Origin of the sequence: Micromonospora sp. KC723, from assembly GCF_004348595.1 — a bacterium.
GTDB lineage: Bacteria > Actinomycetota > Actinomycetes > Mycobacteriales > Micromonosporaceae > Micromonospora.
The window spans coordinates 1-24,093 of record NZ_SMKD01000086.1; the positions used below are offsets into that span (position 1 = coordinate 1).

The 24,093-nt window shown below is 73.7% G+C and carries 25 protein-coding genes and 1 pseudogene; 13 read left to right on the plus strand and 13 right to left on the minus strand.

The genetic code is table 11. The features are described 5' to 3' along the window. Positions 1 to 73: 73 nt before the first annotated feature. On the plus strand, positions 74 to 2,107 hold the full coding sequence (locus E1165_RS18950; RefSeq protein ID WP_207916954.1) for a SpoIIE family protein phosphatase: 2,034 nt from the start codon (positions 74 to 76) through the stop codon (positions 2,105 to 2,107). Between the two features lie 126 nt (positions 2,108 to 2,233). Here the strand turns inward: E1165_RS18950 and E1165_RS18955 are convergent, their stop codons facing one another. After that, a complete protein-coding gene (locus E1165_RS18955; RefSeq protein ID WP_132393131.1) occupies positions 2,234 to 3,607 on the minus strand; it encodes an FAD-binding oxidoreductase in 1,374 nt (457 codons plus the stop codon). Between the two features lie 147 nt (positions 3,608 to 3,754). Here E1165_RS18955 and E1165_RS18960 point away from each other — a divergent pair, with 147 nt between their 5' ends. Beyond that, positions 3,755 to 5,848, plus strand: coding sequence for a S9 family peptidase (locus E1165_RS18960; RefSeq protein ID WP_132393150.1), 2,094 nt, complete (start codon positions 3,755 to 3,757; stop codon positions 5,846 to 5,848). A gap of 33 nt (positions 5,849 to 5,881) precedes the next feature. On the opposite strand, the gene E1165_RS18965 is transcribed toward E1165_RS18960, so the two are convergent. From E1165_RS18965 to E1165_RS19010, 10 genes are all read right to left on the minus strand, one after another. After that, positions 5,882 to 7,312, minus strand: a complete 1,431-nt coding sequence (locus E1165_RS18965; RefSeq protein ID WP_132393132.1) for an FtsX-like permease family protein — start codon at positions 7,310 to 7,312, stop codon at positions 5,882 to 5,884. Then, positions 7,309 to 8,010, minus strand: coding sequence for an ABC transporter ATP-binding protein (locus tag E1165_RS18970; RefSeq protein WP_132393133.1), 702 nt, complete (start codon positions 8,008 to 8,010; stop codon positions 7,309 to 7,311). Before E1165_RS18970 ends, E1165_RS18965 begins: the two co-directional genes overlap by 4 nt. Further along, positions 8,007 to 8,543, minus strand: coding sequence for a PadR family transcriptional regulator (locus E1165_RS18975; protein WP_132393134.1), 537 nt, complete (start codon positions 8,541 to 8,543; stop codon positions 8,007 to 8,009). The genes E1165_RS18970 and E1165_RS18975 overlap by 4 nt, the downstream gene beginning before the upstream one ends. 32 nt (positions 8,544 to 8,575) lie before the next feature. Then, positions 8,576 to 8,998, minus strand: coding sequence for a TIGR03086 family protein (locus tag E1165_RS18980; protein ID WP_243704867.1), 423 nt, complete (start codon positions 8,996 to 8,998; stop codon positions 8,576 to 8,578). 265 nt (positions 8,999 to 9,263) lie between these two features. Beyond that, positions 9,264 to 10,802: a SpoIIE family protein phosphatase gene (locus E1165_RS18985; protein ID WP_132393135.1), complete on the minus strand. Its 1,539-nt coding sequence runs from the start codon at positions 10,800 to 10,802 to the stop codon at positions 9,264 to 9,266. Between the two features lie 2 nt (positions 10,803 to 10,804). Then, positions 10,805 to 12,130: a sensor histidine kinase gene (locus E1165_RS18990; protein WP_132393151.1), complete on the minus strand. Its 1,326-nt coding sequence runs from the start codon at positions 12,128 to 12,130 to the stop codon at positions 10,805 to 10,807. Positions 12,131 to 12,153: 23 nt separating this feature from the next. Continuing rightward, on the minus strand, positions 12,154 to 13,167 hold the full coding sequence (locus E1165_RS18995) for a SpoIIE family protein phosphatase (protein WP_132393136.1): 1,014 nt from the start codon (positions 13,165 to 13,167) through the stop codon (positions 12,154 to 12,156). Beyond that, positions 13,164 to 13,580: an ATP-binding protein gene (locus E1165_RS19000; RefSeq protein ID WP_132393137.1), complete on the minus strand. Its 417-nt coding sequence runs from the start codon at positions 13,578 to 13,580 to the stop codon at positions 13,164 to 13,166. The genes E1165_RS18995 and E1165_RS19000 overlap by 4 nt, the downstream gene beginning before the upstream one ends. Next, positions 13,577 to 13,996, minus strand: coding sequence for an STAS domain-containing protein (locus E1165_RS19005; RefSeq protein WP_132393138.1), 420 nt, complete (start codon positions 13,994 to 13,996; stop codon positions 13,577 to 13,579). The genes E1165_RS19000 and E1165_RS19005 overlap by 4 nt, the downstream gene beginning before the upstream one ends. Then, positions 13,996 to 14,850, minus strand: coding sequence for an STAS domain-containing protein (locus E1165_RS19010; RefSeq protein ID WP_132393139.1), 855 nt, complete (start codon positions 14,848 to 14,850; stop codon positions 13,996 to 13,998). The genes E1165_RS19005 and E1165_RS19010 overlap by 1 nt, the downstream gene beginning before the upstream one ends. A 156-nt stretch (positions 14,851 to 15,006) precedes the next feature. Between E1165_RS19010 and E1165_RS19015 the strand changes: the two genes are divergently transcribed. Next, on the plus strand, positions 15,007 to 15,363 hold the full coding sequence (locus tag E1165_RS19015) for an STAS domain-containing protein (RefSeq protein WP_088976933.1): 357 nt from the start codon (positions 15,007 to 15,009) through the stop codon (positions 15,361 to 15,363). A gap of 9 nt (positions 15,364 to 15,372) precedes the next feature. Here the strand turns inward: E1165_RS19015 and E1165_RS19020 are convergent, their stop codons facing one another. Continuing rightward, positions 15,373 to 16,665 carry an MFS transporter gene (locus E1165_RS19020; RefSeq protein ID WP_132393140.1) on the minus strand — a complete coding sequence of 431 codons (1,293 nt, stop codon included), beginning with the start codon at positions 16,663 to 16,665 and terminating at the stop codon, positions 15,373 to 15,375. A gap of 49 nt (positions 16,666 to 16,714) precedes the next feature. On the opposite strand from E1165_RS19020, the gene E1165_RS19025 reads away from it, so the two are divergent. The 5 genes from E1165_RS19025 to E1165_RS19045 all read left to right on the plus strand — a co-directional run bounded on the left by E1165_RS19025 (position 16,715) and on the right by E1165_RS19045 (position 19,301). Beyond that, on the plus strand, positions 16,715 to 17,398 hold the full coding sequence (locus tag E1165_RS19025) for a FadR/GntR family transcriptional regulator (protein WP_132393141.1): 684 nt from the start codon (positions 16,715 to 16,717) through the stop codon (positions 17,396 to 17,398). Between the two features lie 38 nt (positions 17,399 to 17,436). Then, a complete protein-coding gene (gene mscL, locus E1165_RS19030; RefSeq protein WP_132393142.1) occupies positions 17,437 to 17,895 on the plus strand; it encodes a large conductance mechanosensitive channel protein MscL in 459 nt (152 codons plus the stop codon). Between the two features lie 80 nt (positions 17,896 to 17,975). Continuing rightward, positions 17,976 to 18,230, plus strand: a complete 255-nt coding sequence (locus tag E1165_RS19035) for a hypothetical protein (RefSeq protein ID WP_132393143.1) — start codon at positions 17,976 to 17,978, stop codon at positions 18,228 to 18,230. A gap of 29 nt (positions 18,231 to 18,259) precedes the next feature. Then, the gene (locus E1165_RS19040; RefSeq protein WP_132393144.1) at positions 18,260 to 18,619 is read left to right on the plus strand and encodes a hypothetical protein; all 360 of its coding nucleotides are present in this window, start codon (positions 18,260 to 18,262) and stop codon (positions 18,617 to 18,619) included. A 121-nt stretch (positions 18,620 to 18,740) separates the two neighbouring features. Continuing rightward, positions 18,741 to 19,301 carry a hypothetical protein gene (locus E1165_RS19045; RefSeq protein WP_243704868.1) on the plus strand — a complete coding sequence of 187 codons (561 nt, stop codon included), beginning with the start codon at positions 18,741 to 18,743 and terminating at the stop codon, positions 19,299 to 19,301. A gap of 55 nt (positions 19,302 to 19,356) precedes the next feature. Here E1165_RS19045 and E1165_RS19050 read toward each other — a convergent pair whose 3' ends face one another. Beyond that, positions 19,357 to 20,601, minus strand: coding sequence for a benzoate/H(+) symporter BenE family transporter (locus E1165_RS19050; RefSeq protein ID WP_132393145.1), 1,245 nt, complete (start codon positions 20,599 to 20,601; stop codon positions 19,357 to 19,359). A gap of 56 nt (positions 20,602 to 20,657) precedes the next feature. Between E1165_RS19050 and E1165_RS30030 the strand changes: the two are divergent. From E1165_RS30030 to E1165_RS19070, 5 genes and pseudogenes are all read left to right on the plus strand, one after another. Next, positions 20,658 to 20,837: pseudogene (locus E1165_RS30030) on the plus strand (helix-turn-helix domain-containing protein); the annotation flags it as partial. Positions 20,838 to 21,051: 214 nt separating this feature from the next. Beyond that, complete coding sequence (locus tag E1165_RS30035; RefSeq protein ID WP_243704869.1) at positions 21,052 to 21,216, plus strand: hypothetical protein; 165 nt, start codon at positions 21,052 to 21,054, stop codon at positions 21,214 to 21,216. A gap of 112 nt (positions 21,217 to 21,328) precedes the next feature. Then, a complete protein-coding gene (locus E1165_RS19060) occupies positions 21,329 to 22,048 on the plus strand; it encodes a PP2C family serine/threonine-protein phosphatase (RefSeq protein WP_132393146.1) in 720 nt (239 codons plus the stop codon). Positions 22,049 to 22,098: 50 nt separating this feature from the next. Further along, positions 22,099 to 23,283 (plus strand): enhanced intracellular survival protein Eis, encoded by a 1,185-nt coding sequence (eis, locus tag E1165_RS19065; protein WP_132393147.1) that lies wholly within the window; start codon positions 22,099 to 22,101, stop codon positions 23,281 to 23,283. A gap of 40 nt (positions 23,284 to 23,323) precedes the next feature. Then, positions 23,324 to 24,073 carry a ZIP family metal transporter gene (locus E1165_RS19070; RefSeq protein WP_132393148.1) on the plus strand — a complete coding sequence of 250 codons (750 nt, stop codon included), beginning with the start codon at positions 23,324 to 23,326 and terminating at the stop codon, positions 24,071 to 24,073. Positions 24,074 to 24,093: the final 20 nt, after the last annotated feature.

The following is a 24,093-nucleotide window of genomic DNA, read 5'->3' on the forward strand; positions in this document are numbered from 1 at the left end:
CGTCACCGTCACCGACTTCGCCGCCGGCCCGGTCGACGACCTGGCGGTGGGCATCCGCAACGACAGCGAGGAAATCGGCGAGGTCTCCGAGCGGGGGCGTGGGCTGCTGCTCGTCGACCACTTCGCCGCCGCCCGCGCGCTGGTCCGCTCCGTGCTCACCGAGGCCGACCTCGACGACCTGCTCAACGAGGCGCTGCTGCTGACCACCGAACTCTCCACCAACGCCGTGGAGCACGCCCGCACCGAACTGGACATCGAGGTCGTGGCCGACCGGGTCGGGCTCACCGTCACCGTCACCGACTTCGCCGCCGGCCCGGTCGACGACCTGGCGGTGGGCATCCGCAACGACAGCGAGGAAATCGGCGAGGTCTCCGAGCGGGGGCGTGGGCTGCTGCTCGTCGACCACTTCGCCAGCCGCTGGGGCACCACGTACCTGCCCACCGGTAAAGGGGTCTGGTTCCGGCTGGACCGGTCCGGCAGGACGCCGGTCGAGGCGGCGGTGGGAGAACACGTACCGGCCGGAGCCGGGGAGGGTACGGCCACAGCGAGTTCCGCGCCGAGCGCCGCCGCGATGAGCGAGCTGACCCAGACCGCCCCCGACCCGTACGCCGAGGACCCGTTACCCGACTTCGCCGCCGACCTGCTGACCCGGGTCGCCGAGATGGTGGGCGCGGCCGGCGGCGTGGTCCGGCTGGACCGGGGCGACGGGCAGGGCACCCAGGTGCTCGCCCGGTACGGCCGCCAGCCCCGCCCCGGCAACCAACTGCTTCAGGTGCCGTTGGCGGTGCACCGCCCGTACGCCGGGGAGCTGGAGCTGGACGCGGCGCCCTCGGCGTACGCCAGGCCGCTGGCGGTGCTCGCCGCCGAGCGGCTCTCGCTGCACCTGGAGAACGACCGGCTCCGCCGCGCGGACATCCGCCGGCAGGCCTGGCTGACCTTCCTGGCCGAGGCGAGCGAACTGCTGGCCCAGTCGCTGGACGTCGAGCTGACCATGGCGCTCATCCCGCAGCTGGTGGTGCCCCGGCTCGGCCAGTGGTGCGCGGTGCACACCACCGACGAGTGGGGCCGGCTGCGGCTGGCCGCCTCCAGTCACGCTGACGAGTCGGTCCTGCCCCAGTTGCACAAGGTGCTCCAGGAGACCGGCCCGGACTCGATCCAGGCCCGGCTGCGGGAGGCGTCCCGCAGCGCCACCCAGGTGCCGCTGGGCCCGCCGATGGAGGGCTTCGCCGTCCCCCTGATCGCTCGCGGCCAGCGGCTCGGCACCCTGGCGGTGGGCCGGCACGTGCGGCACCGGCACGACCCGGACGAGGTCGCCGTGCTGGAGGACGTGGCGCGGCGGGCCGCCCTGGCGATCGAGAACGCCCGGATCCACGCGGAGCGCCGACGGGTGGCCCAGACCCTCCAGCAGTCGCTGTTGCCGCCCGGGCTGCCGGTGGTGGAGGGGATCGGCTTCGCCGCCGAGTACGTCCCGACCGGTGACGACGCCGAGGTCGGCGGCGACTTCTACGACGTGGTGCCGCTGCCGGACGGCCGCTGGCTGGTGGTCATCGGTGACGTCTCCGGCAAGGGTATCCAGGCGGCGGCGGTGACCGGGCTCGTCCGGGACGTGATCCGGGTGCTGATCGGCGACGGCAAGCCGCTGCCCGAGGTGCTGTCCCGGCTCAACGAGACGCTGGTCGAGCGCGGCGGCGGCCGGTACTGCACGCTCGCTCTCGCCGCCGTCGGCCCGGCTGGACGCAGGCAGCTCGACGTGTCGCTGCACCTGGCCGGCCACGACCGGCCGGTGCTGCTGCGCGGCGCGGGCGGTGCCTCCTTCGTCGGCATCGGCGGCACCGCGCTGGGTCTGCTCGACTCGATCACGTCACCCACGGCGGAGATCCCGCTCGCCCCGGGCGACTCGCTGGTCTTCTACACCGACGGGGTGACCGAGCGCCGGCGCGGCCGGGAGCTGTTCGGCGTCGACCGGCTACGGGACGCCGCCGCCCCGCTGGCGGGGTACTCGGCGGACGTGGTGGCCGCCCGGCTGCGCGCCACCGCGATCAACTTCTCGGTGGAGACCCCGCGCGACGACATCGCCATCCTGGTCCTGCGCAACGACGCCCTCTGATTCGGCTCCGTCCCGCCCCGGTGCCTCACCGCATCGATGTGCGGTAGATCGCGGCAACGGGACCGGGTGGGGGCACGGCCTGGCGCGAACGGAGTTGGTCACCTGCTGGCCTGACGCACGGGCCGGTCAGAGGCCACCCGGCAGTCGCCCGGGGGCGAGCCGTCGGTGCGGGTCGAGGTGGTCCTTCGCCGCCCGGAGTCGGGGGATCACCGCCGCCTCGCCCCACACGTCGACCGCCCGCCGGACCGCCGGTGGCGCGGCGACCACCACGCACCGCCCCCGTCGGGCGAGCAGCACCCCTCGGACGGCGGCGAGGATCGCGGCGACCCGATCCTCGGGCATCGTTGCGGGCAGGGCGGTGTGCACCACACCGAGCCCGGCGGATCCGCGTACCGGGACGGGGACGCCGGCCGCGTCGCGCAGCGCGTAGACGGCGGCGTGCAGGTCGCTGGTCGGCACCTCGACGCGCAGTGCGGTGTCGCCGGGCCCGAACGGGTAGCGCCGCCACCAGCGCGGGGCGGCGCTGTCCACCGCCGCCCCACCCTCGAAGAGCGTCACCAGCCGGTCGACCCGTTCGGCCACGTCGGCGGGGCCGCCCTCCAGCAGCACCGCCAGGGTGCCCGCCCCGCGCCGCGCCGTGCCCGCCCGCCGCCCCGCCATGGAGGGATGGTTGGCGCGGGCCGCCGCGCGCGCCGAGTCCTCGCCGGGCGGCGCGACCCCGGCCGCCGGCAGGTCCAGCTCGACCGCAGCCGGGTCGAGCCGGGCGGCGAGCACCGCGCGGACCAGATCGTGCACCTCCAGCGGCGTCCACACCGGGCGGGTCACCCAGATCCGGCTGGCGGGCGCGGCCTGCACCCGCACGGTGGCCGACACGAGCACCCCGAGCCCACCCTGGGAGCCGCAGAGCAGCCGCCCGACGTCCAACCCGACCGGTGCCGCACCGGCGGACGGCTCCGCCGGGCCCACCCCGGCCCCGACCAGCTCGCCGTCGGCCGCCAGCCAGCGCAGGCCGACGAGCTGCTCGCACGCGGTGCCGTGCCGGTGCCGCAGCGGGCCGGCCTCGGCGGCGGCGAGCACCCCGCCAAGGGTGGCCCCGGGCGAGGGCGGATCCAGCGGTAACCGCCGGCCGGTGCGGGCCAGGGTGGCCTGGACGGCACGCAGCGGCGTGCCGGCGTCGACCTCGACCACCGGTGAATCCGCCGACTGGTGGCCGATGCCGGCGAGCCGGCCGGTGTCGAGCAGGATGTCGACCCGACCGGGCGCCACCCCCCAGTCGATCTTGGTGCCGGCACCGCGCGGCACCACGGTCAGGTCGTGCCGGGCGGCCAGCCGCAGCACCTCGGCCGCCGCCTCCGGGCCACCGGGGACGGCCACCCACCGGGCGACCCGGCCGGCCACCTCGTCGGCGGCGCCCGCGCGACGGGCGAAGGACGGACCGCATATCGCGGCCAGCCGCCGGGTGATCTCCGTCGCGCCGGTCGGGTTCGCTGCTGCCGCCATGCCGGTCATCGTACACATGTTCTAAAGACCTGGCGGCGGGTCGCCGACGCGGGTGCGCCACGGACCGCGGCCGGCCGGTAACGTGACGCCGTGACCACCGAGACCCCCGGCAACTCCAACTCGGCGCGTCTGGCGCCGCGCCCCGACCTGGAGCCGTCGCCCGCGCCCGTCGCGAAGCGGGTGCCCGCCGAGCGCGCCCACCACGGCGACACCGTCATCGACGAGTACGCCTGGCTGGCCGCCAAGGACGACCCGGCGACGATCGCCCACCTGACCGCGGAGAACGCGTACACCGAGGCCCGCACGGCGCACCTGGCGGAGCTACGCGCGGAGCTGTTCGAGGAGACCCGCCGGCGCACCCAGGAGACCGACCTGACGGTGCCCACCCGCAAGGACGGGTACTGGTACTACACCCGCACGGTGGAAGGGCAGCAGTACGGCGTGCACTGCCGCCGGGCGGTCCGCGACGGTGAGACCGCGCCGCCGATCAGCGCGGACGGCGCCCCGCTCGACGGCGAGGAGATCCTGCTCGACGGCAACGCGCTCGCCGAGGGGCACGACTTCTTCGCCCTCGGCGCGTTCGACGTCAGCCCCGACGGGCGCTGGCTGGCGTACTCGACGGACTTCACCGGCGACGAGCGGTTCACCCTGCGGATCAAGGACCTGAGCACCGGCGAACTCCTCGCCGACGAGGTGCCGGGGACGTTCTACGGCACCGCCTGGTCGGCCGACGCCTCGGTGCTCTTCTACGTCACGGTGGACGAGGCATGGCGACCCCACCGGGTCTGGCGGCACGTCGTCGGCACCCCGTCGAGCGAGGACGTGGTGGTCCACTCCGAGGACGACGAGCGGTTCTGGGTGGGTGTCGAGCTGACCCGCTCGGAGCGCTTCGTGGTCATCGACATCCACAGCAAGGTCACCAGCGAGGTACGGGTGATCCCGGCCGGCAACCCGACCGGCGAGCCGGCGGTCGTCGCGCCCCGCCGGCAGGGCGTCGAGTACACCATCGAGCACCACGGCCACCGTTTCCTGATCCTGCACAACGACGACGCCGAGGATTTCGCGCTGGCGTGGACCTCGGCCGACGCCCCCGGCGACTGGGTGCCACTGATCGAGCACTCCCCCGGCACGCGACTGGAGGCGGTCGACGCCTTCGACAACCACCTCGTCGTCTCGCTGCGCACCAACGGTCTCACCGCGCTACGGGTCGTTCCGGTCGGCGGCGGCGACGGGTGGGACATCGACTTCCCGGAGCCGCTCTACAGCGTCCGGCTGGACGCCAACCCGGAGTACCGCACCCGGGAGATCCGGCTGCGCTACACCTCGCTGGTCACCCCCGACTCGGTGTACGACTACGACCTGGTCACCCGGCAGATGGTGCTGCGCCGGCAGAAGCCGGTGAAACCCGGTCCGGACGGGCGGGCGTACGACCCCGCCGACTACGAGCAGCACCGGGACTGGGCGCTCGCCGACGACGGCACCCGGGTGCCGATCTCGTTGGTCTGCCGCAGGGGCACGCCACGCGACGGCTCGGCGCCGTGCGTGATCTACGGGTACGGCTCGTACGAGGCGAGCATGGACCCGTGGTTCTCCATCGCCCGGCTCAGCCTGCTCGACCGGGGGGTCATCTTCGCCGTAGCGCACATCCGGGGCGGCGGCGAACTGGGCCGGCGCTGGTACGACGAGGGCAAGCTGCTGGCCAAGAAGAACACCTTCACCGACTTCGTGGCCTGCGCCCGGCACCTGGTCAAGGCCGGCTGGACGGCCGGCGACCGGCTCGTAGCCCGGGGCGCGTCGGCCGGCGGGCTGCTGATGGGCGCGGTGGCCAACCTCGCCCCGGACGCGTTCGCCGGGATCGTGGCGCAGGTGCCGTTCGTGGACCCGCTCACCTCGATCCTCGACCCGTCCCTGCCGCTGACCGTCACCGAGTGGGAGGAGTGGGGCAACCCTCTCGACGATCCGGAGGTGTACGCCTACATGAAGTCGTACGCCCCGTACGAGAACGTCGCCCCGGTGGACTACCCGGCGATCCTGGCGGTGACCAGCCTCAACGACACGCGGGTGCTCTACCACGAGCCGGCGAAGTGGATCGCCCGGCTGCGGGCGGTCGCCCCGCAGGGCGACTACCTGCTCAAGACCGAGATGGGCGCCGGCCACGGCGGCCCGAGCGGCCGGTACGACGCCTGGCGCGAGGAGGCCTTCGTCAACGCCTGGATCCTCGACCGGCTGGGCTGCGCCTGACGGTTCCCGGGCCGGCTGGGGGGCACGCACCCCTCAGCCGGCCCGCAACTCCTCCACGGCGGTGCTGGTGCGCAGGAAGAGCAGGCCGACCCCGACCGTGACGAGCACCGCCGCCAGTGCGCCGGCAGCGATCCAGGCCAACTGCTCCACCGGTACGTCCGGCGTCACGGTGACCCCGTCGTCGGCCGGCACGCGAAAGAGACCCCGGGCGAGCAGCAACCCGACGGTGAGCGCGAGCGCCACCGCCGGCACCGCCGGGGCCAGCACCTGCCAGGCGATCGACCGGCCGATGGTGCCCCGTGGCACGCCGGCGGCCACCAGCGCCGCGTACGCGCGCCGACGCGCGGCGATTCCCTCGACCAGCGCCACGAGCAGCCCGCCGGCCGCGACCACCACCGCCACCGCCACCGCGAGATCGACCAGATCCATGGTGTCGAGGTAGAAGTTGTCGCTCGCCTCCGGTTCCCCGCCGCTTGACCGGGTCACCTCGTCGTTGGCGTGGAACCAGGAGCGCAGCCCGGCCGCGCCGGCGCCGAGGAGGAGCGCGGCCAGCAGCGCGGCGAAGGTACGGCTGCCGGCCCACGGGTCGGCCATCAGGCGGGCGGCGGCCAGCAGCGCCGCTGGGCCGCGGGCGTACCGGTGCAGCAGACTCCCCACGGCGTACGACAGCCAGCCGGTGCCGATCACCACGCCGAGCATGGCGGCCAGCCCGCCGCAGACCACCAGGGCCGGTGCCAGCAGCGCGGGTGGCTCCCGCTGGTGGTCTGTGTACCAGCGCAGGATCGGACGGACGGCGGTGAAGCAGGCCAGCCCGAGCGTGACGAGCAGGGGAGACCAGGGGCCGGGTGACCGTTGCCGTCGAGCCACCCGTGTCAGACCGAACGGGCTGGTGCTGACCCGGCGCAGCAACAGCGCGCTGATCAGGGCGGCGACGAGTGGGAGACCGAGCACCACCGTGGCGGTGACGCCGGTGGGCGGCAGCACGTCGGTGGGGAGGGCGAGGTGACCCCGCTCGTCCGGGCGGTGCAGCAGTTGTCGACCGCCCAGGTAGGTGGCCAGCCCGGCAAGTGTGCCGAGCAGGCTGGCCAGTCCGGTCTCCGCCACGGCGAGCCAGGTCACCTGCCCGGGGGTCGCTCCGGCCAGCCGCAGGGCGGCCAGGCGGCGGTCCCGGGCGGGGGCGCCGAGCCGTGCGCACTGCCCGGCCAGCGCGAGCACCGGGATGGTGAGCAGCAGCAGCGCGAACGCGGTGCCGCCGCGTAGCCCTGGTTCGCGCAGCAGCGCGTTGCTGTACTGCTGGGAGTAGTTCAGGCCGTCGCAGCAGGTCGGCGTCGGTATCGCCAGCACGGTGAGCGCGGCCAGCCCGGCCAGGGTGGCCAGGGCGCCGCTGCACGCGGTCAGCACGACCCGCGCGGTGTCGGTGCGACTGCCGGCCAGGGCGAGCCGGGCCAGGGTGGACGGTGTCACCGGCCGCCTCCAACGATCGGCAGGTCGAGACCCAGACCGGTGGCGTCGACGACACCGTCGCGAAGCATCACCTCCCGATCGGCGTACCCGGCGATTCGCGGCTCGTGGGTGACCAGCACCACGCTGGTGCGCTGCTGCCGGGCGAGCCGGACCAGGTGGGTGAGCACCTGTTCCCCGGCGAGGGTGTCCAGCGCGCCGGTCGGCTCGTCGGCGAAGAGCACCCGAGGCTCGGTGACCAGGGCCCGGGCCAGGGCGCACCGCTGCTGCTGCCCGCCGGACATCTCGCCGGGGCGGGCGTCGGCCACGTCGGCCACGTCGAGCCGCTCGAGCCAACCGAGCGCCGCCGTCCGTGCTTCTCGCCGCCCCGTGCCGGCGAGAAGCAACGGAAGCGCGACGTTCTCCGCCGCGGTCAGCTCTGCGACGAGCTGGCCGAACTGGAACAGCACCCCGAACTCGGTGCGCCGCAGCTTCGAGCGGGCCGCCTCGGACCAGGTGTCGATCCGTTGGCCCCGCCAGGTCACCTGACCGGCGTCGGGACGGAGGATCCCGGCCAGGCAGTGCAGCAAGGTGGACTTGCCACAGCCACTGGGGCCGGTGACGGCGACGATCTCGCCCTCGGCGACGTCGAGGGTGACCCCGCGCAGGGCGGGTGTCGGCCCGTACGCCTTGACCACACCGCGGGCCTGGAGGTCCGTCACGAGCGCACCTCCCGGTGCCAGTCGGCGACGCGTTCCAGGGTGGTCCGTAACCACCGCAGGTCGGCGTCGAGGTGGGCAATGGCGTAGTCGGCCGCGACGACGTCGTCGAGGGTGACCGACGGCGCGGTCTTGACCGTGGTCAGCTCGCGCAGCCGGTCGGTGTGCGCCCGCGCCTGGGCGACCAGGTACGACCGGGCGGTGTCCACGTCGGCGGCCAGCAGGGCCACCACCACCTTGGCGAACAGGGTGCTCGCCACGTACGGCGCGGGCGGCTCGACCGTGGCGAGCCACTGGTCGAGCTCCTGCCGGCCCCTGGCGGTGAGCGCGTAGGCCGTCCGGTCCGGGCCCGCCTCGCGCTCCTGGCCGATGGCCGCCACCAGCCCGTCCCGCGCGAGTCGATTCAGGGTGGCGTAGACCTGCCCGAAGGCGAGCGGACGGGCCCGGGGCAGCCGGCTGTCGTGGGCACGCTTCAGCTCGTACCCGTGCCGGTTGCCGGCGGCGAGCAGCCCGAGCAGAAGGTGCGACGTGGACACCCGTCGTACTATTCACTGCGCGAATAGTGACGTCAAGCACCCCAGGCGGGGTCGCGGCCGGCCCGGCCGAGCAGCCGGTCCAGTTCGGCGCAGCCGGGGGCGGTAACCACCTCCGGGCCGAACGCGCCCATCTGCCGGCCCATCGGACCCGTCTCGCCCATGAACCGGTGCCCGGCGGCGACGAACTCGGGCGCCGGCTCGTACGGCAGGCCGACAGCCCGTGCCAGATCCCAGCCGTGCAGCACCAGGTCGCTCAGCCCCATCAGGCCGACCGTCGCCTGGGGCAGCCCCATCCCCGGCGAGACGCCCTCCTCGGCCGTCGGGTCCGCCCACGCCTCGACCAGGCGCCCGGCCTCCGTGGCGAACCCGTCCCGCCACCCCGGCGTCAGGTGGTCGGTCTTCGCCGACCAGTCCACCGCCTGGCGCGCGGCCAGGTCCTGGAAGTTGACCACCACGTCGTACAGGTGGTTCGTCAGGCTCCGAACGGTGTAGTCGGGGCAGGGTGTGGGGAAGGTCGAGCTGGTCGTCGGCGATCGCGCGGACCACGGCGACGGTCCTCGGCGCGGCCACGGCCAGCAGAGCACTAGTCTGGGTTGCCATGAAACCAGCGTAAGAAGGTGGCCTCGAACAAATGCGACAGCCGCGCGGCGGCCACCGGGGCATCCTGGACCCGGCTCGGCTCCGGCGGGAGCTGCGCTTCCGCCGCCACCTGCCGGGCGATCAGTGGCGGCGGACGGCCACCACCGCGACGTCGTCGTGGATCTCCCGCGGCGCCAGCTCGACCAGCAGCCGCTCGCAGAACCGGTCCAGGTCGTCGTCCACCCGAGCGGCACAGGCGGCGAGCGCCGCCAGCCCCTCGTCGATCGTGGCGTCCCGCCGTTCGATCAGCCCGTCCGTGTAGAGCACCAGGGTCGCCCCGGGCGGCAGGACGAACTCCAGATCGTCGGGGCGCGCGGCGCGGACCCCGAGCAACGGCGCGGACTGCTGGACGAAGTCCACCCGGCCGTCGTCACTCACCAACGCCGGCAGGTGCCCGGCGCTGGCCATCCGGATCCGCCCGGTGGGCGGGTGCAGCAGCAGGACGCACAGGGTGGCCAACTCGTTGCGCAGCAGCGAGCGCATCAGCTCGTTGAGCCGGTCCAGGATCACCGCGGGCTGGTGTCCCTCCACCGCGTACGCCCGCATCGCGTGCCGAAGCTCGGCCATCACGGTCGCCGCGTGCAGCGAGTGGCCGGCCACGTCCCCGATCGCCACCAACAGGTGACCGTCGAGCATCACCAGCTCGTAGAAGTCCCCGCCCACCTCGGTGCGCGCGCTGGCCGGCTCGTACCGCACCGCCATGTCGAGACCGGCGACCTCGGGCAGCTTCCGGGGCAGCAGGCTGCGCTGGAGGGTGACCGCGATCCGGTGTTCCTCGTCGTAGGAGCGCTGCGCCTCCACCGCGGAGGCGACCGCCTGGGCGAGTTGCACCAGCACCGGCGTCCGGGCGGTCTGGGTGGCCGACGGCACCACCACGTAGAGCGGGGCACGGTCGTCGCGCAGCCTGGCCGCCGCCACCGTCACCGTGTCCCCGGCCGGCCAGGACACCAGCCCCCATTGCGCCGGATCGTCGATCCACACGGTGGCGCCCTTCGGGATCCCCGTGTCATCGACGCCCCATGGCACGATCGCCGGCGGTGCGCCCGGTCCGGCGGCCACACCCGCCAGGGACTCTCCGTCGAAGGTCTCGGCGACCACCGCCGCCGGGCTCTTGAAGATCTTGGCCGCGCCGGTGACCGCCTCCTCCAGCAGGCGGGCGAAGTTCGCGGCGGCGTGCACCGCGACGGTGGTGTCGGCCAGCCCGGTGAGCCGTTCGGCAAGCAACTCCGCGCGCCGCCTCGCCTGGTAGTAGCGGAGCACCGCGTGGGCGGTGGCGATGAGCTCGTCGGGCTCGATCGGCTCGGCCAGGTACGCGTCCGCGCCCCGGGTCAGTCCCTGCGCCCGGTCCACCACGTCGACCGCGTGCGCGGACACGTGGATCACCGGCAGCGCCGGGTGGTCCGCCTTGATCCGCTCGCAGACGTCGAAGCCGCTCAGGTCGGGCAACCGTACGTCGAGCACCACCAGGTCGAGCCGGTCGGTCGCGACGCGTTCCAGCGCCTCGGTGCCCGTCTCCGCCTCGCGGACCTCGAAGCCGGCCCGGGTGAGCCAGCTGACCAGCAGGTACCGTTTGGTGCGACTGTCGTCGACCACCAGCACGGTCGCCTGATCGCCGGCCACCCTCACTCCTCGCTCACCGGCAGGGCGACGGTGAAGGTGCTGCCCCCGCCCGGTTCGCTGGCCAGCTCCAGGGTGCCGCCGAGCAGCGTCACCAGCCGCCGCGCGTACGGCAGGCCGAGCCCGGTGCCGCCCCGGCGGCCAAGGCCCGGCACCTGGTAGAACTCCTCGAAGATCCGCCCCTGTAGCTCCGGCGGGATCCCGACACCGGTGTCGGTGACCGACAGCCGCCACCGGTCACCGTCCCGCTCGGCCCGCATCCGGACCTCGCCCCGCTCGGTGAACTTGAGCGCGTTGTGCAGCAGGTTGCGCAACACCTGCGACAGCAGGACCTCGTCCGACCGGAGCACGGCCGGCGCCGGTGGCTCCTCCACCACCAACTTCACCGCCGGCCGGTTGGCCAGGGCCCGCAGCGTGCCGCGCAGTTGGCCGAAGACCGCCCGCAGGTCCACCTGCGTCCACTCCGGCTCGATCCGCCCCGACTCGGCCTTGGCCAGGTCGAGCAGATCGTTGACCAGGGACAGCAGATCCGCGGCGGAGGAGCGGATCAGGTCGACCTGCTCGGCCTGCGCCGGACTCAGCGGGTCGGAGGCCGGGTCGGTGAGCAGCCGACCGAGGCCGATGATCGCGGTCACCGGGGCCCGCAACTCGTGGCTGACGTTGGCCAGGAACCGGCTCTTCGACTCGCTCGCCGCCCGCAGTTGCGCCGACTTCTCGTCCAGCTCCGCGTAGAGCGCCACCACACCCCGGTTGGTCGCCTCCAGCTCCTCGGAGAGCTGGGTGTAGAGAGCCATCACACCTCGGTTGGTCTCCTCCAGTTCCGCGTTGAGCACCGCCAGTTCGTCGCGCTGGCCGCGGACCTCGTCCAGCGCGGCGATGAGCTGCTCGTTCTGGGTGGCCAACTCGTCCAGGGCGGTGGTCGGTGTGCTGTGCCCGAGCTCGGCACGCAGCTCGGCCAGCCGCGCCGAGGTCAGCGAGGCGGTGGAGGCCGGAATGCGACGGGACATCCTCACGACCGTATCCCCCTCGCGGCTGGACACGCCCAGTGTGTCCAGCAGACGCGCCACCGCGCCGGACTGCGGCTCGTACCGGCCCTCGGGCAGCGGGCGCACCGGCGTGAGATCGACCCTCAGGGCGCTACGGCCCCCCGGGGACTCGGCCACGGTGAACGCGACGTCGGCGCCGCCCACGACACGCAGCAGGTCCCGCGCCACCTCGCTGAGCGCGGTGGCGACCCGGACCTGGTCCTGGTGCTCCAGGCCGACGGCGGCGGCGACCTCCCGGGCCCGCTGCCGGACGATGAAGATGTCCTGCTCGACCCGGAGCGTCATCTGCAGGAGCGGCTCGGCTCGCCTCACCCCGGGCTCCTCGCGACCAGCACGCAGGCGTCGTCGCGCCGGACGCCGGCGTCCCGCAGCAGGGTGGCGGCGACCACCAGCGGCGAACGGCCGGTCAGCCCCGGATAGTCCTCGATCCGCCACCGGCCGACCACCCCGTCACTGTGCATGACCAGGGTCGCCTCGGGTGGGAACGGGTAGTCGTACTCCCGGATGACCGGCCGCTGGTGACCGGCGATCCCGGGCAACGAGACCAGATGCTTCCGGCCGTCGCCGGGGCCGAGGACGACGCCGGCGATGTTCCCGACACCCGCGTAGCGCAGCAGGCCCGCCGGATCCAGCTCGGCCACCGCCACGGCCGCACCACGGGTGTGCGCCATGGACTGGTGCAGGTGCTGCACCACCACGGCGGGCGGCGCGGCCGGCGCGGCGCGGAACGCGGCCAGGGCGGCCTCGGCGGCGGCACCGGCGAGGCTGCCGTGCCCGAGGCCGTCGCAGACCAGCACCTGGTGCCGCCCCTGGACCACCCGCGCCGCGTGACCGTCGCCGCTGACCTGCTCACCGGTGATCGGCCGGGTCAGCCCGGCCGCCCACATCGGTGGGGCGGGCACGTCCTTCGACCAGACCTGCACCACCGACACGGTGCCCTTTCCTCGCCACGACCAGGCGTCGTACCAGGTCGCCTGCCGGTCGATGGCGCCGAGCCCGATGCCCAGGGTGCCGGTGGTGGAGTGGCCGTCGCGGGCGAAGACCGTCAGGTCGGCCATGCCGGGCCCGGAGTCCACCGCGACCAGTTCCACGCCGGCCTCACCCTCCACCCGCACCGGGCGGACCAACACCATGCCCTCCTGGGCGTGCTTGACCAGGTTGCTGGTGAGTTCCGCGGTGACGATGGCGAGTTCGGCGACGCGGTTCGGGGTCAGGCCGACCTGGGTGCCGAGCCGCTCGGCGGTCCGCCGGACGGTGCTCGCCGCACCGCCGGACTCCACGCGGTACCAGACGCCGGCGGCGGGGACGGCCTCGGCGCTCACCGGGACCACTTGGTCACCGTGACCCGGGTGCCCTTTCCGGCGGCGGTCTCGACGATGAACTCGTCGACCAACCGGCGGGCGCCGCTCAGGCCGAGGCCGAGGCCGCCCCCGGTGGTGTAGCCGTCGGTGAGGGCCAGGTCGAGGTCGGGGATGCCCGGGCCGGAGTCGGCGAAGACGATCCGTACGCCCCGGCGCCGTCCGTCGTCCACAACCGTCACCTCCGCGTTGCCGCCACCGCCGTAGATCAGCGTGTTGCGGGCCAGCTCACTGGCGGCGGTGACCAGCTTGGTCTGGTCGACCAGGGAGAGCTTGACCGCCACCGCCACGGTACGCACCAACTGCCGGACCCGGACGACGTCCTCGTCGCTGCCGATCGCCTGGGCCTTCGGGCTCAGGTCGACGCCCGCGGTCATGCTGATGTCGCCGCCTGTCCCGGCTCCGGATCCTTCACCTCTTCGTCATGCCCGAGGTCGTTCTCGCGGCTCGCCGCAATCAGCTTCATGCCGCGTTCGACGTTCAGCGCGGTGCGGATGCCGTTGAGCGACAGGCCCAGCTCGACCAGGGTGATGGCGACGGCGGGACGCATCCCGACGACCACCGTCTCGGCGTCGAGGACCTTGGAGATCGAGGCGATGGTGGAGAGCATCCGACCGACGAAGGAGTCGACGATGTCCAGCGCGGTGATGTCGATGACGACGCCGTGCGCGCCGATCTCCACGATCCGCTCGGCCAGGTCCTCCTGGAGGGCGAGCGCGGTCTGGTCGGACATGTCGATCTGGATGGACACCAGCAGGATGTCGCCGATCTTGAGGACCGGCACCCGCTCCATCACGCTTCCCTGCGCGGCTGGCGGCGGGCGGCCTCTATCCCGGTGAGCCGCAACACGTGCCGCAGCGCGTCGGCCAGGCTGGCCTTGGTGGCGATGTCACCGAACTCGATGCCGAGGGCGACGATGGTCTGCGCGATCTGCGGCCGGATGCCGGAGATGATGCAGTCGGCGCCCATCAGCCGGGCGGCCACCACCGTCTTGAGGATGTGCTGGGCGACCTGGGTGTCGACGGCCGGCACGCCGGTGATGTCGATGATCGCGTGCGGGGAGCCGGTGTCGACCAGAGTCTGGAGCAGCCGTTCCATCACCACCTGGGCGCGGGCCGAGTCGAGTGTGCCGACCAGCGGCACGGCGACCACGCCGTCCCAGATCTTGACCACCGGGGTGGAGAGTTCGAGCAGCTGCTCGGCCTGGTCGGCGATCAGCCCCTCGCGCGTCTGCACGTAGGTCTCGAAGGTGAACAGGCCCATCTGGTCGACGAGGCCACCGAAGACGACGACGTCCCGCAGCTCCACCTCACCGGTCTCGGCCAGCTCGAACAGCACGTCCTTGAGGGCGTAGAGGCTCACCGCGGTCTCGGTGGCGGAGAAACCCTGCCGGGCCCAGCCACGGGACAGCTCGGCGAGCGACGCCCGCAGCTCACCGGCGCTGCCCGACTGGATGTCGGTGAGCCCTTCAGCACCCGCGTCGATCATGCTACGGTGCAGCTCCTGCACCTGCAGGCGCAGCTCGGCCTGGCTGAGCCGGCCGCGCAGCAACGCGGCGACGATGTCGGTCCAGCGCTGGACGACACGTTCCGCGTGCGTCGTCAGCAGGCCGACGAGCCGGCCGCTCTCCTCCATGGTCAGGGCCATGATCCCTCCTCTGCGCCGGACGGGCGGACTCTATCACCGGCCCCGGCCGCTTTACTTGCCACGAGGCAAAGGAATGATTGGCTCCACCGGAACCTCCTCCCGTTCTGCGTGGCACCCCGTCCGTGGGATACCGTTCCACCGATAACGGGAGGTTCAATGTCCTTGACGGTGCACACGGAACAGCGCGGCGACGTCGTCGTCGTGTCGGTCGCGGGCGAGCTCGACATGGCGACCGCGCCGCAGCTGCAGGACCAGATCACCGACCTGCTCGACAAGGGCCGCAGCCGTCTCGTGTTCGACCTGGCGAACGTGTCGTTCTGCGACTCGACGGGGCTGTCGGTCTTCGTCCGCGCCAAGAACAGCTGCGACGAGGCCGGCGGTGTGGTCCGGCTGGCCGCCCCGCAGCGCGGCGTGCTGCGCATCCTCGAGGTCAGCGGCCTGGTCGAGGTGCTGCACACCTACCCGACGGTGGAGCAGGCCGTCGCGGGCGATCCCACACCGGCCTCTTCCTGACCGACCCCCTCATCGCTCGTCCTCGATGAACCGGGGGCGGGCGATCATCATGCCCGCGCCGGTCTGCACGGCGAGCGCGCCGAGCAGGAAACCGATCGGGGCGGTCCAGCCTCCGGTCGCCTCGTGCAGGATGCCGACCAGCAGCGGGCCGAGCGCGGCGATGACGTACCCGGTGCTCTGCGCGAACGCCGACAGCGCGACGGTGCCGTCGGCCGTACGGGCCCGCAGGCCGATGGTGGTCAGGATCAGCGGGAAGGCCCCCTGACCGAGGGCGAGCAGCAGCACCCACAGCGGCGCGAGGCCGCGCGGGGCCAGCGCCAGGCCCAGGTAGGCGGCGGCGGAGAAGGCGGTCAGCGAGAGCACCACCGGGCGCAGGGTGCCCAGCCGGCCGGCCAGGGTCGGCATCCCCAGGGCGACCGGCACGCCGAGCGCGGTGACGCCGGCGAGCAGCAGCCCGGCGGTCTCGGCACGGTAGCCGGCGTCCCGGAAGAGCTGCGCCAACCAGCCCATGATCGCGTACCCGCTGAGCGACTGCGCACCGAAATAGACCGCCATCGCCCAACCCAACCGGGTGCGGCCCGGCCGGATCCGGGTTCGGGGCGCGCGCGCCACCCCGGCGGTCGCGGCCCGCCGGGCGGCGCGGTCCCGCAGCGCCAGCGGCACCCACGGCAGTACGGCCACCGCGGCCAGGCCGGCCCAGACGCCCAGACCGGCCCGCCAGGAGCCGAAGGCGTGGGCCACCGGCACCGCGGCGGCGGCGGCCACCGTCGTGCCCACGGTCAGGGCCATCGTGTACGCCCCGGTGACCAGTCCGGTGCGGTGCGGGAAGTGCTGCTTGACCAGCATCGGTAGCAGGATGTTCGCCACCGCGATGCCGGCCAGCGCGAGCGCGCTGGTGAGCACGAAGACGGCGGCCGAGTCGGTGGCCACCCGGAGCAGTTGCCCCACGGTGAGGGCGAGCATCGCCAGCACCAGCACCCGGGTGGCCGGCCACCGGCGGACCATCCAGGGGGTGAGCGCGCCGAGGCCGGCGAAGGCGATGGTGGGCAGCGTGGTGACGAACCCCGCCATGGTGCCGGAGAGCGCCAGCCCGGTGCGCACCTCGTCGAGGAGGGCGCCGAGGCTGGTCACCGCGGCGCGCAGGTTGAGCGCGACCAGCAGCATCGCGACCAGCACCAGCGGGCCGCCGGATCGCGGCCGGTGGGTCTCGGCGGACGCTTGCGGCCGGGCGGTGGTCGGCACGGTCGTTCCGGTGGCCGGTCGGCCGGTGGGGACGGCGGTGCCGGTGGGTGGCGGGGTCATGACCTCGAACCTACAATCATGGGATGAATTCCGGCAGGAGTTGTAACCGGTGACACCCCCGGTGGACGCCAGCGCCGTGCCGCCGCGCGGGCACCGGGTCCGGCAGACCATCGCGCAGTTGCGGGCCCGGATCCTCGGCGGCGAGTGGCCGGTCGGCGGCCGGATCCCCACCGAACCGCAACTGGTCGCCGCGCTCGGCGTCGGGCGCAACACCGTGCGCGAGGCGGTCCGTGCCCTGGTGCACGCCGGGGTGCTGGAGTGCCGGCAGGGCTCGGGCACGTACGTGGTGTCGACCGACGAACTGGCCCCGGTGGTGGCCCGCCGGCTCACCGACGACCGGATGGCCGAGGTGATCGAGGTGCGGCGGGCCTTCGAGGTGGAGGCGGCCAGACTGGCCGCGCTGCGGCGTACCCCGCAGGATGTGGCGGCCCTCGACGAGGCGCTCGCCGCCCGGGAGGCGGCCTGGCGCTCGGGCCGGGTCGAGGAGTTCGTCGAGGCCGACGCCACCCTGCACGCGGCGGTGGTCGCCGCCGCCCACAACGGGATGCTCGCCGAGCTCTACGCCTCGGTCGGGGTCGCGCTGCGCAGTACCGTCGCCCAGGCGATGGGCGACGCGCTGGAGCCGGAACGGTACGTGGACCACGGCCGGCTGGTCGAGGCGATCCGGGCCGGCGACCCGGCGCGGGCGGCCGTCGAGGCGGGCGCTTTTCTGGAACCGCCTCCCGGGGCATAGGTTGTCCCGACCACAGGACGGACAGCACGGGAGTGCGGATGCTCAAGGGTTTCAAAGACTTCATCATGCGCGGCAACGTCGTCGACCTGGCGGTCGGTGTCGTCATCGGCGCCGCGTTCACCGGCCTGGTCACGGCGTTCACGAACTCATTCCTCAAGCCGATCATCAAGCTGGTCGGCGGCGGCAAGGACCAGTTCGCGGGCGCCTGGGAGATCAGCGAGGGCAACCTCATGGACTGGGCCGCGTTCGTCAACGCGGTCATCACCTTCCTGCTCACCGCGGCGGTGCTCTACTTCCTCGTCGTCTACCCGATGAACAGGCTCGCCGAGCGGCGACAACGGGGCGAGGAGCCACCGCCGAAGGCGCCCAGCGAGGAGGTCAAGTTGCTCACCGAGATCCGGGACGCGCTGCTCGCCGGCAACCAGGGCACCCCGGCCCAGCGGGGCGCGCTGGACGACGTGCTCGGTCGGCGTACGGAGCCACCGGCGCCGCGCTGACGCACCTGAGAAACATCGGCCCCTGTGGGATTCCCGCAGGGGCCGACGTGTCTCGTACACGTGTTCGATAGAGTCCGGCCATGGAGCAGCGTAGGCACTGGTGGAACGGCAAGTGGGGGCGACTGGCCCGGCGGGACGTCTTCCTCCGGGTGGACGGCGACCGGTGGCACGTCGAGCAGCGGGCCGGCGGCGCCGAGGGTGTCTCCCAGTTCTACGAGTACGCCAGCGTCGAGGAGGCCGAGGAGACGGTCCGGGCGCTCCTGGACGGGACCGACGTCTGGCGGGAGCTGTCCCCGCGCCCACCGAGCGCCTGGGCCCCACCGAACGGCGTTTAGCGCCGGGCGGGGCCGGGAACCGCCCGAACATGGAGCAGCAGGCGATCCTCTCCCAAGTCACCACGGGCATGCCGGTGGTGGACGCCGTGGGCGTCGAGGTCGGCACGGTCGACCTGGTCCAGCGCGGCGACCCCAACGCGGTGGCCGTGCAGGCACCCACCACCGATCCGGGCAGCAGCATCGACGAGTTGATCGAGGCGGCGGCCGTCGAGGAGCCGGACGTGCCGGCCGACCTGGCCGCCCGACTGCTGCGCACCGGCTACCTGAAGGTCACCACCGAACTGGCCCGCACCGGCGCGGTCTACGTGCCGGCGGACCAGATCGCCGCGATCACCGACGGTCGGGTGCGCCTCGACGTCCCCGCCGGTGACCTCCCTCCGGAGGAGTGACGGACGGACTGCTGCCCACGTCCCCACCACCGTCCCCCGACGAGGACTGGTGGACACCCACCGGCATCCTGTCCTGAATGGACGCGCGGACGGCGTGACCGGATCATGGTGGGGAATGGCGATGAAACTGCTGGAGACCCTGCTGACGCAGCTGCCGGCGCTGATCGGCGTGGTGGTCGGCACCGTCGGCACGATGATCGCCACGACGGTGGCCGAACGGGCTCGGTGGCGGCGCAACCAGACGGTGCGGTGGGACGAGCGGCGGTTGGACGCGTACGCCGACTTCGCGCGCGCCGTCAAGGAGGTTCACCTGCTGGCGATGGGGATGCTCAGCGCCTACCGGCCCGGTGCCGGCAGGCCGGCTCTCGACCGCGAGCAGGGGCTGGCCCGGTTGGCGGAGGCAGCCGAGCGGCACACCCTGACCTGGGAGGGGGTCCTGCTGCTCGGTGACGAGGCCACCGTACGGGCGGCTGCGGCGTGGCGTCACGCCGTACGGGCGCTCGAACGGGCGGCGCGGGCGTTGCCGGACCTCCCGGACGACCTCGGGGCCCTGGTCCAGCGGGCCGACGAGATGCGCGACGGGTTCTACCAGGCGGCGCGCGGCAGCCTCGGGGTCCGGGGCGGCACCGTCGACCAGTCCCGGCGGCCGGCCGAGGTTTCGGTGCCGGCCACCCGCCGGTGAGGGCCGCGCGGCCGATGGTGGGCATCGCCGTCACCGGCTGAACGCCGACGGCGGGCTACCGTGCGGAGCCGCGACCGGTGGCCGCCGGGGTGGACGTGACGGTCGCCCCTTGCGCCCGACCGCCGTCGGCGTCGGCCGGCGGCGCGGCGGGCCGGTCGCGGCGGCGGAAGAGGAACAGCATCAGCCAACCTGCGACCAGTCCCCAGAACGCGCCCCCCACTCCGAGCAGGCTCACTCCCGAGGCGGTGACCACGAAGGTCACCACCGCCGCCTCCCGAGCACCCGGGTCGGCGACCGCTGCGGCGACCGCGGTCGCCAGCGCGCCGAGCAGCGCCAGCCCGGCCACCGCCTCGATCAGCACCGGCGGGGAGAGCAGCACCAGCGCGGTGGCCACCCCGGCGCCGAGGCCGAGCAGGGCCATGCCGATCCCGGCGGTCACCGAGGCGATCCACCGGCGGTCCGGGTCGGGGTGGGCGTCCGGGCCGGCGGCGAGCGCCGCGGTGATCGCCGCGAGGTTGACCGCGTGCCCGCCGGCCGGGGCGCCGAGCACCCCGGCCAGGCCGGTGACCCGCAGCGCGGGGCCGAGCGGCGGCTGGTAGCCGTAGTTTCGCAGCACGGCCGCACCCGGGACGTTCTGCGCGGCCATGGTGACCAGGAAGAGCGGCAGCGCCAGACCGACCAGCGACGGCACGGTGAACGCGGGTGTGGTCAGCTCGACCACCGGCCGCAGGCGGCCCACCTGCCCGCCCGACGTGGTCGACGCGATGGCCACCGCCGCCGCCACCAACGCTCCGGGCACCGCCCAACGCCGGGCGAAGCGGTGCAGCACCAGCCAGACGACGATCACCGGTACGGCCAGCCGGGGCACCGCCACCACTGCCCGCACCGGGGCGGTGCAGAGCGGCAGCAGCACTCCGGCCAGCATCGCCGCCGCCACCGGGCCGGGGATGGCGGCGACCGCCCGCCCCAGCGCGGGAAAGAGCCCGGCGGCCACGATCAGCAGCCCACAGACCAGGAAGGCGCCCACCGCCGCCGGCCAGCCACCGGGCACCGGCCCGGTCGCCACCAGCAGCGCGGCACCGGGCGTGGACCAGGCGGTCGCGATCGGCATCCGGTGCCGCAGCCCGAGCCAGAGCGCGCAGCCGCCGGCGGCGACGCTGACCGCGAGCAGCCCGGAGGCCGCCTGCGCCTCGTCGGCGCCGACGGCGCGCAGCCCGGCCAGCACGACCGTGAACGAACTGGCGAAGCCGACCAGCGCGGTCACCGCGCCGGCCAACACCGGTTGCAGTCGCTCGGTCATCGCACCCCTTCCGGCCGTTCCGTTTACGGAACGGTGATGTGTAGCACCGTAGCGACATGACCGAAGCGCGACCAGGCCGGCGGCCACCGCTCGACGCCGACCCGGACGCGGTGGGACGGCGGATCCGCGCGCTGCGCGAGGAGCGGGGCGTCTCGCTCTCCACCCTGGCCCGTACGGCGGGGGTGGGGAAGGCCACCCTCTCCGCGCTGGAGAACGGCCTGCGCAACCCCACCCTGGAGACGCTGTACGCGATCACCGCACAGCTCGGCGTACCGCTGGCGGCGGTGCTGTCCGGACCGGCGACCACCCCCACCGTGCAGGGCGCCGCGGTCACCGCCACGCTGCTGGAGTCATTCACCGACACCGACGCCAGCTACGAGCTCTACCGGTTACGGGTGCGGCCCGGCGGAGCAGTTCTCCCCGGCGCACCAGGCGGGCGTCACCGAGCACGTGACGGTCTTCTCGGGCGTGCTCCGGGCGGGTCCGGCGGACGCTCCCGGCACCGCCGCCGCCGGTGGCCACCTGCGCTGGACGTCGGACGTCCCGCACGTCTACGCCGCGCTCGGCGACGACGAGGTGACCGCCAGCCTGCTGCTGCGCTATCCCCGCCGCTGAGCCGACACACACCGTCGCACCGCGCACCCTCGACAGTGGAGAGCGGATCATTTCTTCACTCCGGGCGCCGCGCGTAGAGACGACGGCCGGGTACATCCGGCAAGCTTGTGGCATGACGCTGATCCTCCGCTCGGCCATCCTCAACGATGTCGGCCTGGTCCGCACCAACAACGAGGACTCCGCCCTCGCCGGTGACCGCCTGGTAGCGGTGGCGGACGGCATGGGCGGGCTCCCCGCCGGCGAGGTGGCCAGCGAGATCGTCATCCGGATCCTGGACGAACTGGTCCCGCCCACCGTCCCGAACGAGGCCGCGGAGGCGCTGCGCGCCGTGGTCGGCACCGCCAACCAGCGCATCCGCGCCGCGATCTCCGCCGATCCCGCCCGCGACGGCATGGGTACGACGATGACCGCCGGCCTGCTCGCCGGGGACACCCTGGTCCTCGCCCAGGTCGGAGACTCTCGCTGCTATCTGCTGCGCGACGGAGAGCTGACCCAGCTCACCCGGGACGACACCTTCGTCCAGGCTCTGGTGGACCAGGGGGCGCTCTCCCCCGACCAGGCGCGGCACCACCCGCAGCGGTCCCTGGTGACCCGGGCCGTGCAGGGCGCGGACGCGCCGCCGGCGATCGGGGTACTGACCCTGTTCGTCGGCGACCGGCTGCTGCTGTGCAGCGACGGCCTCTCCGACTACGTGGAGGACACGGCGATCCACGCCGCGCTGACCACCTACGGCGACCGGCAGCAGTGCGGCGAGCAGTTGGTGAAGCTGGCCCACCAGGCCGGCGCGCCGGACAACGTGACCGTGGTGGTCTCCGACCTCATCGAGGTGTGAGCCGGCCTATCCGGGTTGCGACCGGCCGGCAACCGGGTTGGGATGGGTGGATGCCCATCCGCCGACTGGCCGCCGAAGAACGCCTGACCACCAGTTTCCCGATCCAGTCCTACGCCTTCGAGGCCTCCCCCCTGACCCAGGAGCGGGTCGAGGCGTTCCACCGGTACCTGCCGTACAACAAGGGCAACCGGACTCTGGTGGTCGAGGATGACGGCGAAACCCGGGCGGCGGCCAGCGCCATCCCGATGCGGCAGAACCTGCGCGGCCGGGTGCTGCCGCTGGCCGGGGTGGCCGGGGTGGCGACCCATCCGCTGGCCCGCCGACAGGGGCACGTCCGGGCACTGATGCACCGACTCCTCGACGAGATGCGCGACGAGGGGCACCCGCTCACCGCGTTGTACCCGTTCCGGGCCGGCTTCTACGAACGGTTCGGTTACGTCGGGCTGCCCCGGGCGCGGACGGTCCGGTTCTCCCCGGCCGACCTGGCCCCGCTGCTGCGGGCAGAGCTGCCCGGCGAGGTGACCTGGGAACGGATCGGGGCCGGGTACGCCGGTTTCCGGTCGTTCACCGAGCGCTGCCTGCGGGAGCGGCACGGTTTCGCGATCCTTCCGGACTTCCGGGCGGTCGGCCTGCGCGACCGCGACGACCGCTGGCTGGTCTCGGCGCGAGTCGACGGGGCGACGGCCGGCGTTCTCACGTACCGGATCGACGACCACGGCGGTGAGCTGTGCGGCGACGACCTGCTCGCCGCCGGCCCGTACGCCCGAGCACTGCTGTTGCAGTTTCTCGCCCGGCACGTCGACCAGGTGGAGCGGGTCAGCCTCCAGATCGCGGCCGACGAGTTGCCCGAGCTGTGGCTGACCGATCTGGCGCTGCACGTCGAGGCACGGGTGTCCGGGCCCGGGTCGCCCGCCCCGATGGCCCGCCTGCTCTCCCTGGACGCGCTCGCCGGGCTGCCGGCCGGCCCGGGTCGGGTCCGCGTCGAACTGGTCGACGACCGGTGGCTGGGCGGCAGCCACGTGCTCGACGGCACGACCGGCCGGCTGGAACTGGCCTGCGGCGGGCCGGCCCCGTCGGCGACGCTCACCGCCGCCGGGCTTTCCGCCCTGGCGTACGGGGTGCTCGACCCGGCCGAGGTGGACGTACGCGGGCTGGGTCAGATCGGCCCCGAGGCGGCGGCCGAGTTGCGGCGGATCTTCCCGCGCGAACTGCCGTACCTGTTCGCCGCCTTCTGACCGGGTTTCGGGTTCTCTGCTCCGGGTACGGTCCTCCGACATGCCGGAGTGGGTGCAAGCGGGCGGGTGGGGGCTGCTGGCCGGTTCCGCCCTGCTGATCGGGGCGGCCGCCGGGTGGTTCGCCCGGGTTCCCCGCAGGGTCATCGCGTCGGTGATGGCGTTCGGCGCGGGTGTGCTGCTCTCCGCCGTCTCGTTCGAGCTGATCGCCGAGGCGCACGAGCGGGGCGGTCTGGGGCCGACCGCGGTCGGGGCGACCGTTGGGGCGCTGGCGTACACCGGGGCGAACCTGCTGCTGGCCCGGTTCGGCGCACGGCACCGCAAGCGCTCCGGCGACGCGCAGCCCTCGGAGCGGGCACGACCGGGTTCCGGTTCCGCCATGGCGGTGGGCGCGCTGCTGGACGGCGTACCCGAGTCGGTGGTGATCGGGGCGAGCCTGCTCACCGGCGGCCCGGTCAGCCTGGTCACCGTGGTCGCGGTCTTCCTGAGCAACGTGCCGGAGGGGTTGTCCAGCGCCGCCGGCATGCGCCGGGCCGGCCGCACCGGCCGGTACGTGTTCGGGCTCTGGGCGGCCATCGCCCTGGTCAGCGGCATGGCGGCGCTGGCCGGCTACACGCTGCTGGGTGGGGCGCCGCCGGAGGTGCTGGCCGTCATCACGGCGCTGGCGGCGGGCGCGATCCTCGCGATGATCACCGACACCATGGTTCCGGAGGCGTTCGAGGACGCCCACCTGCTGGTCGGCCTGATCACCGTCCTCGGGTTCCTGTCCGCCTTCGCGCTCTCCCACACCTGATCCGCCCGTGTGTCCCGCCC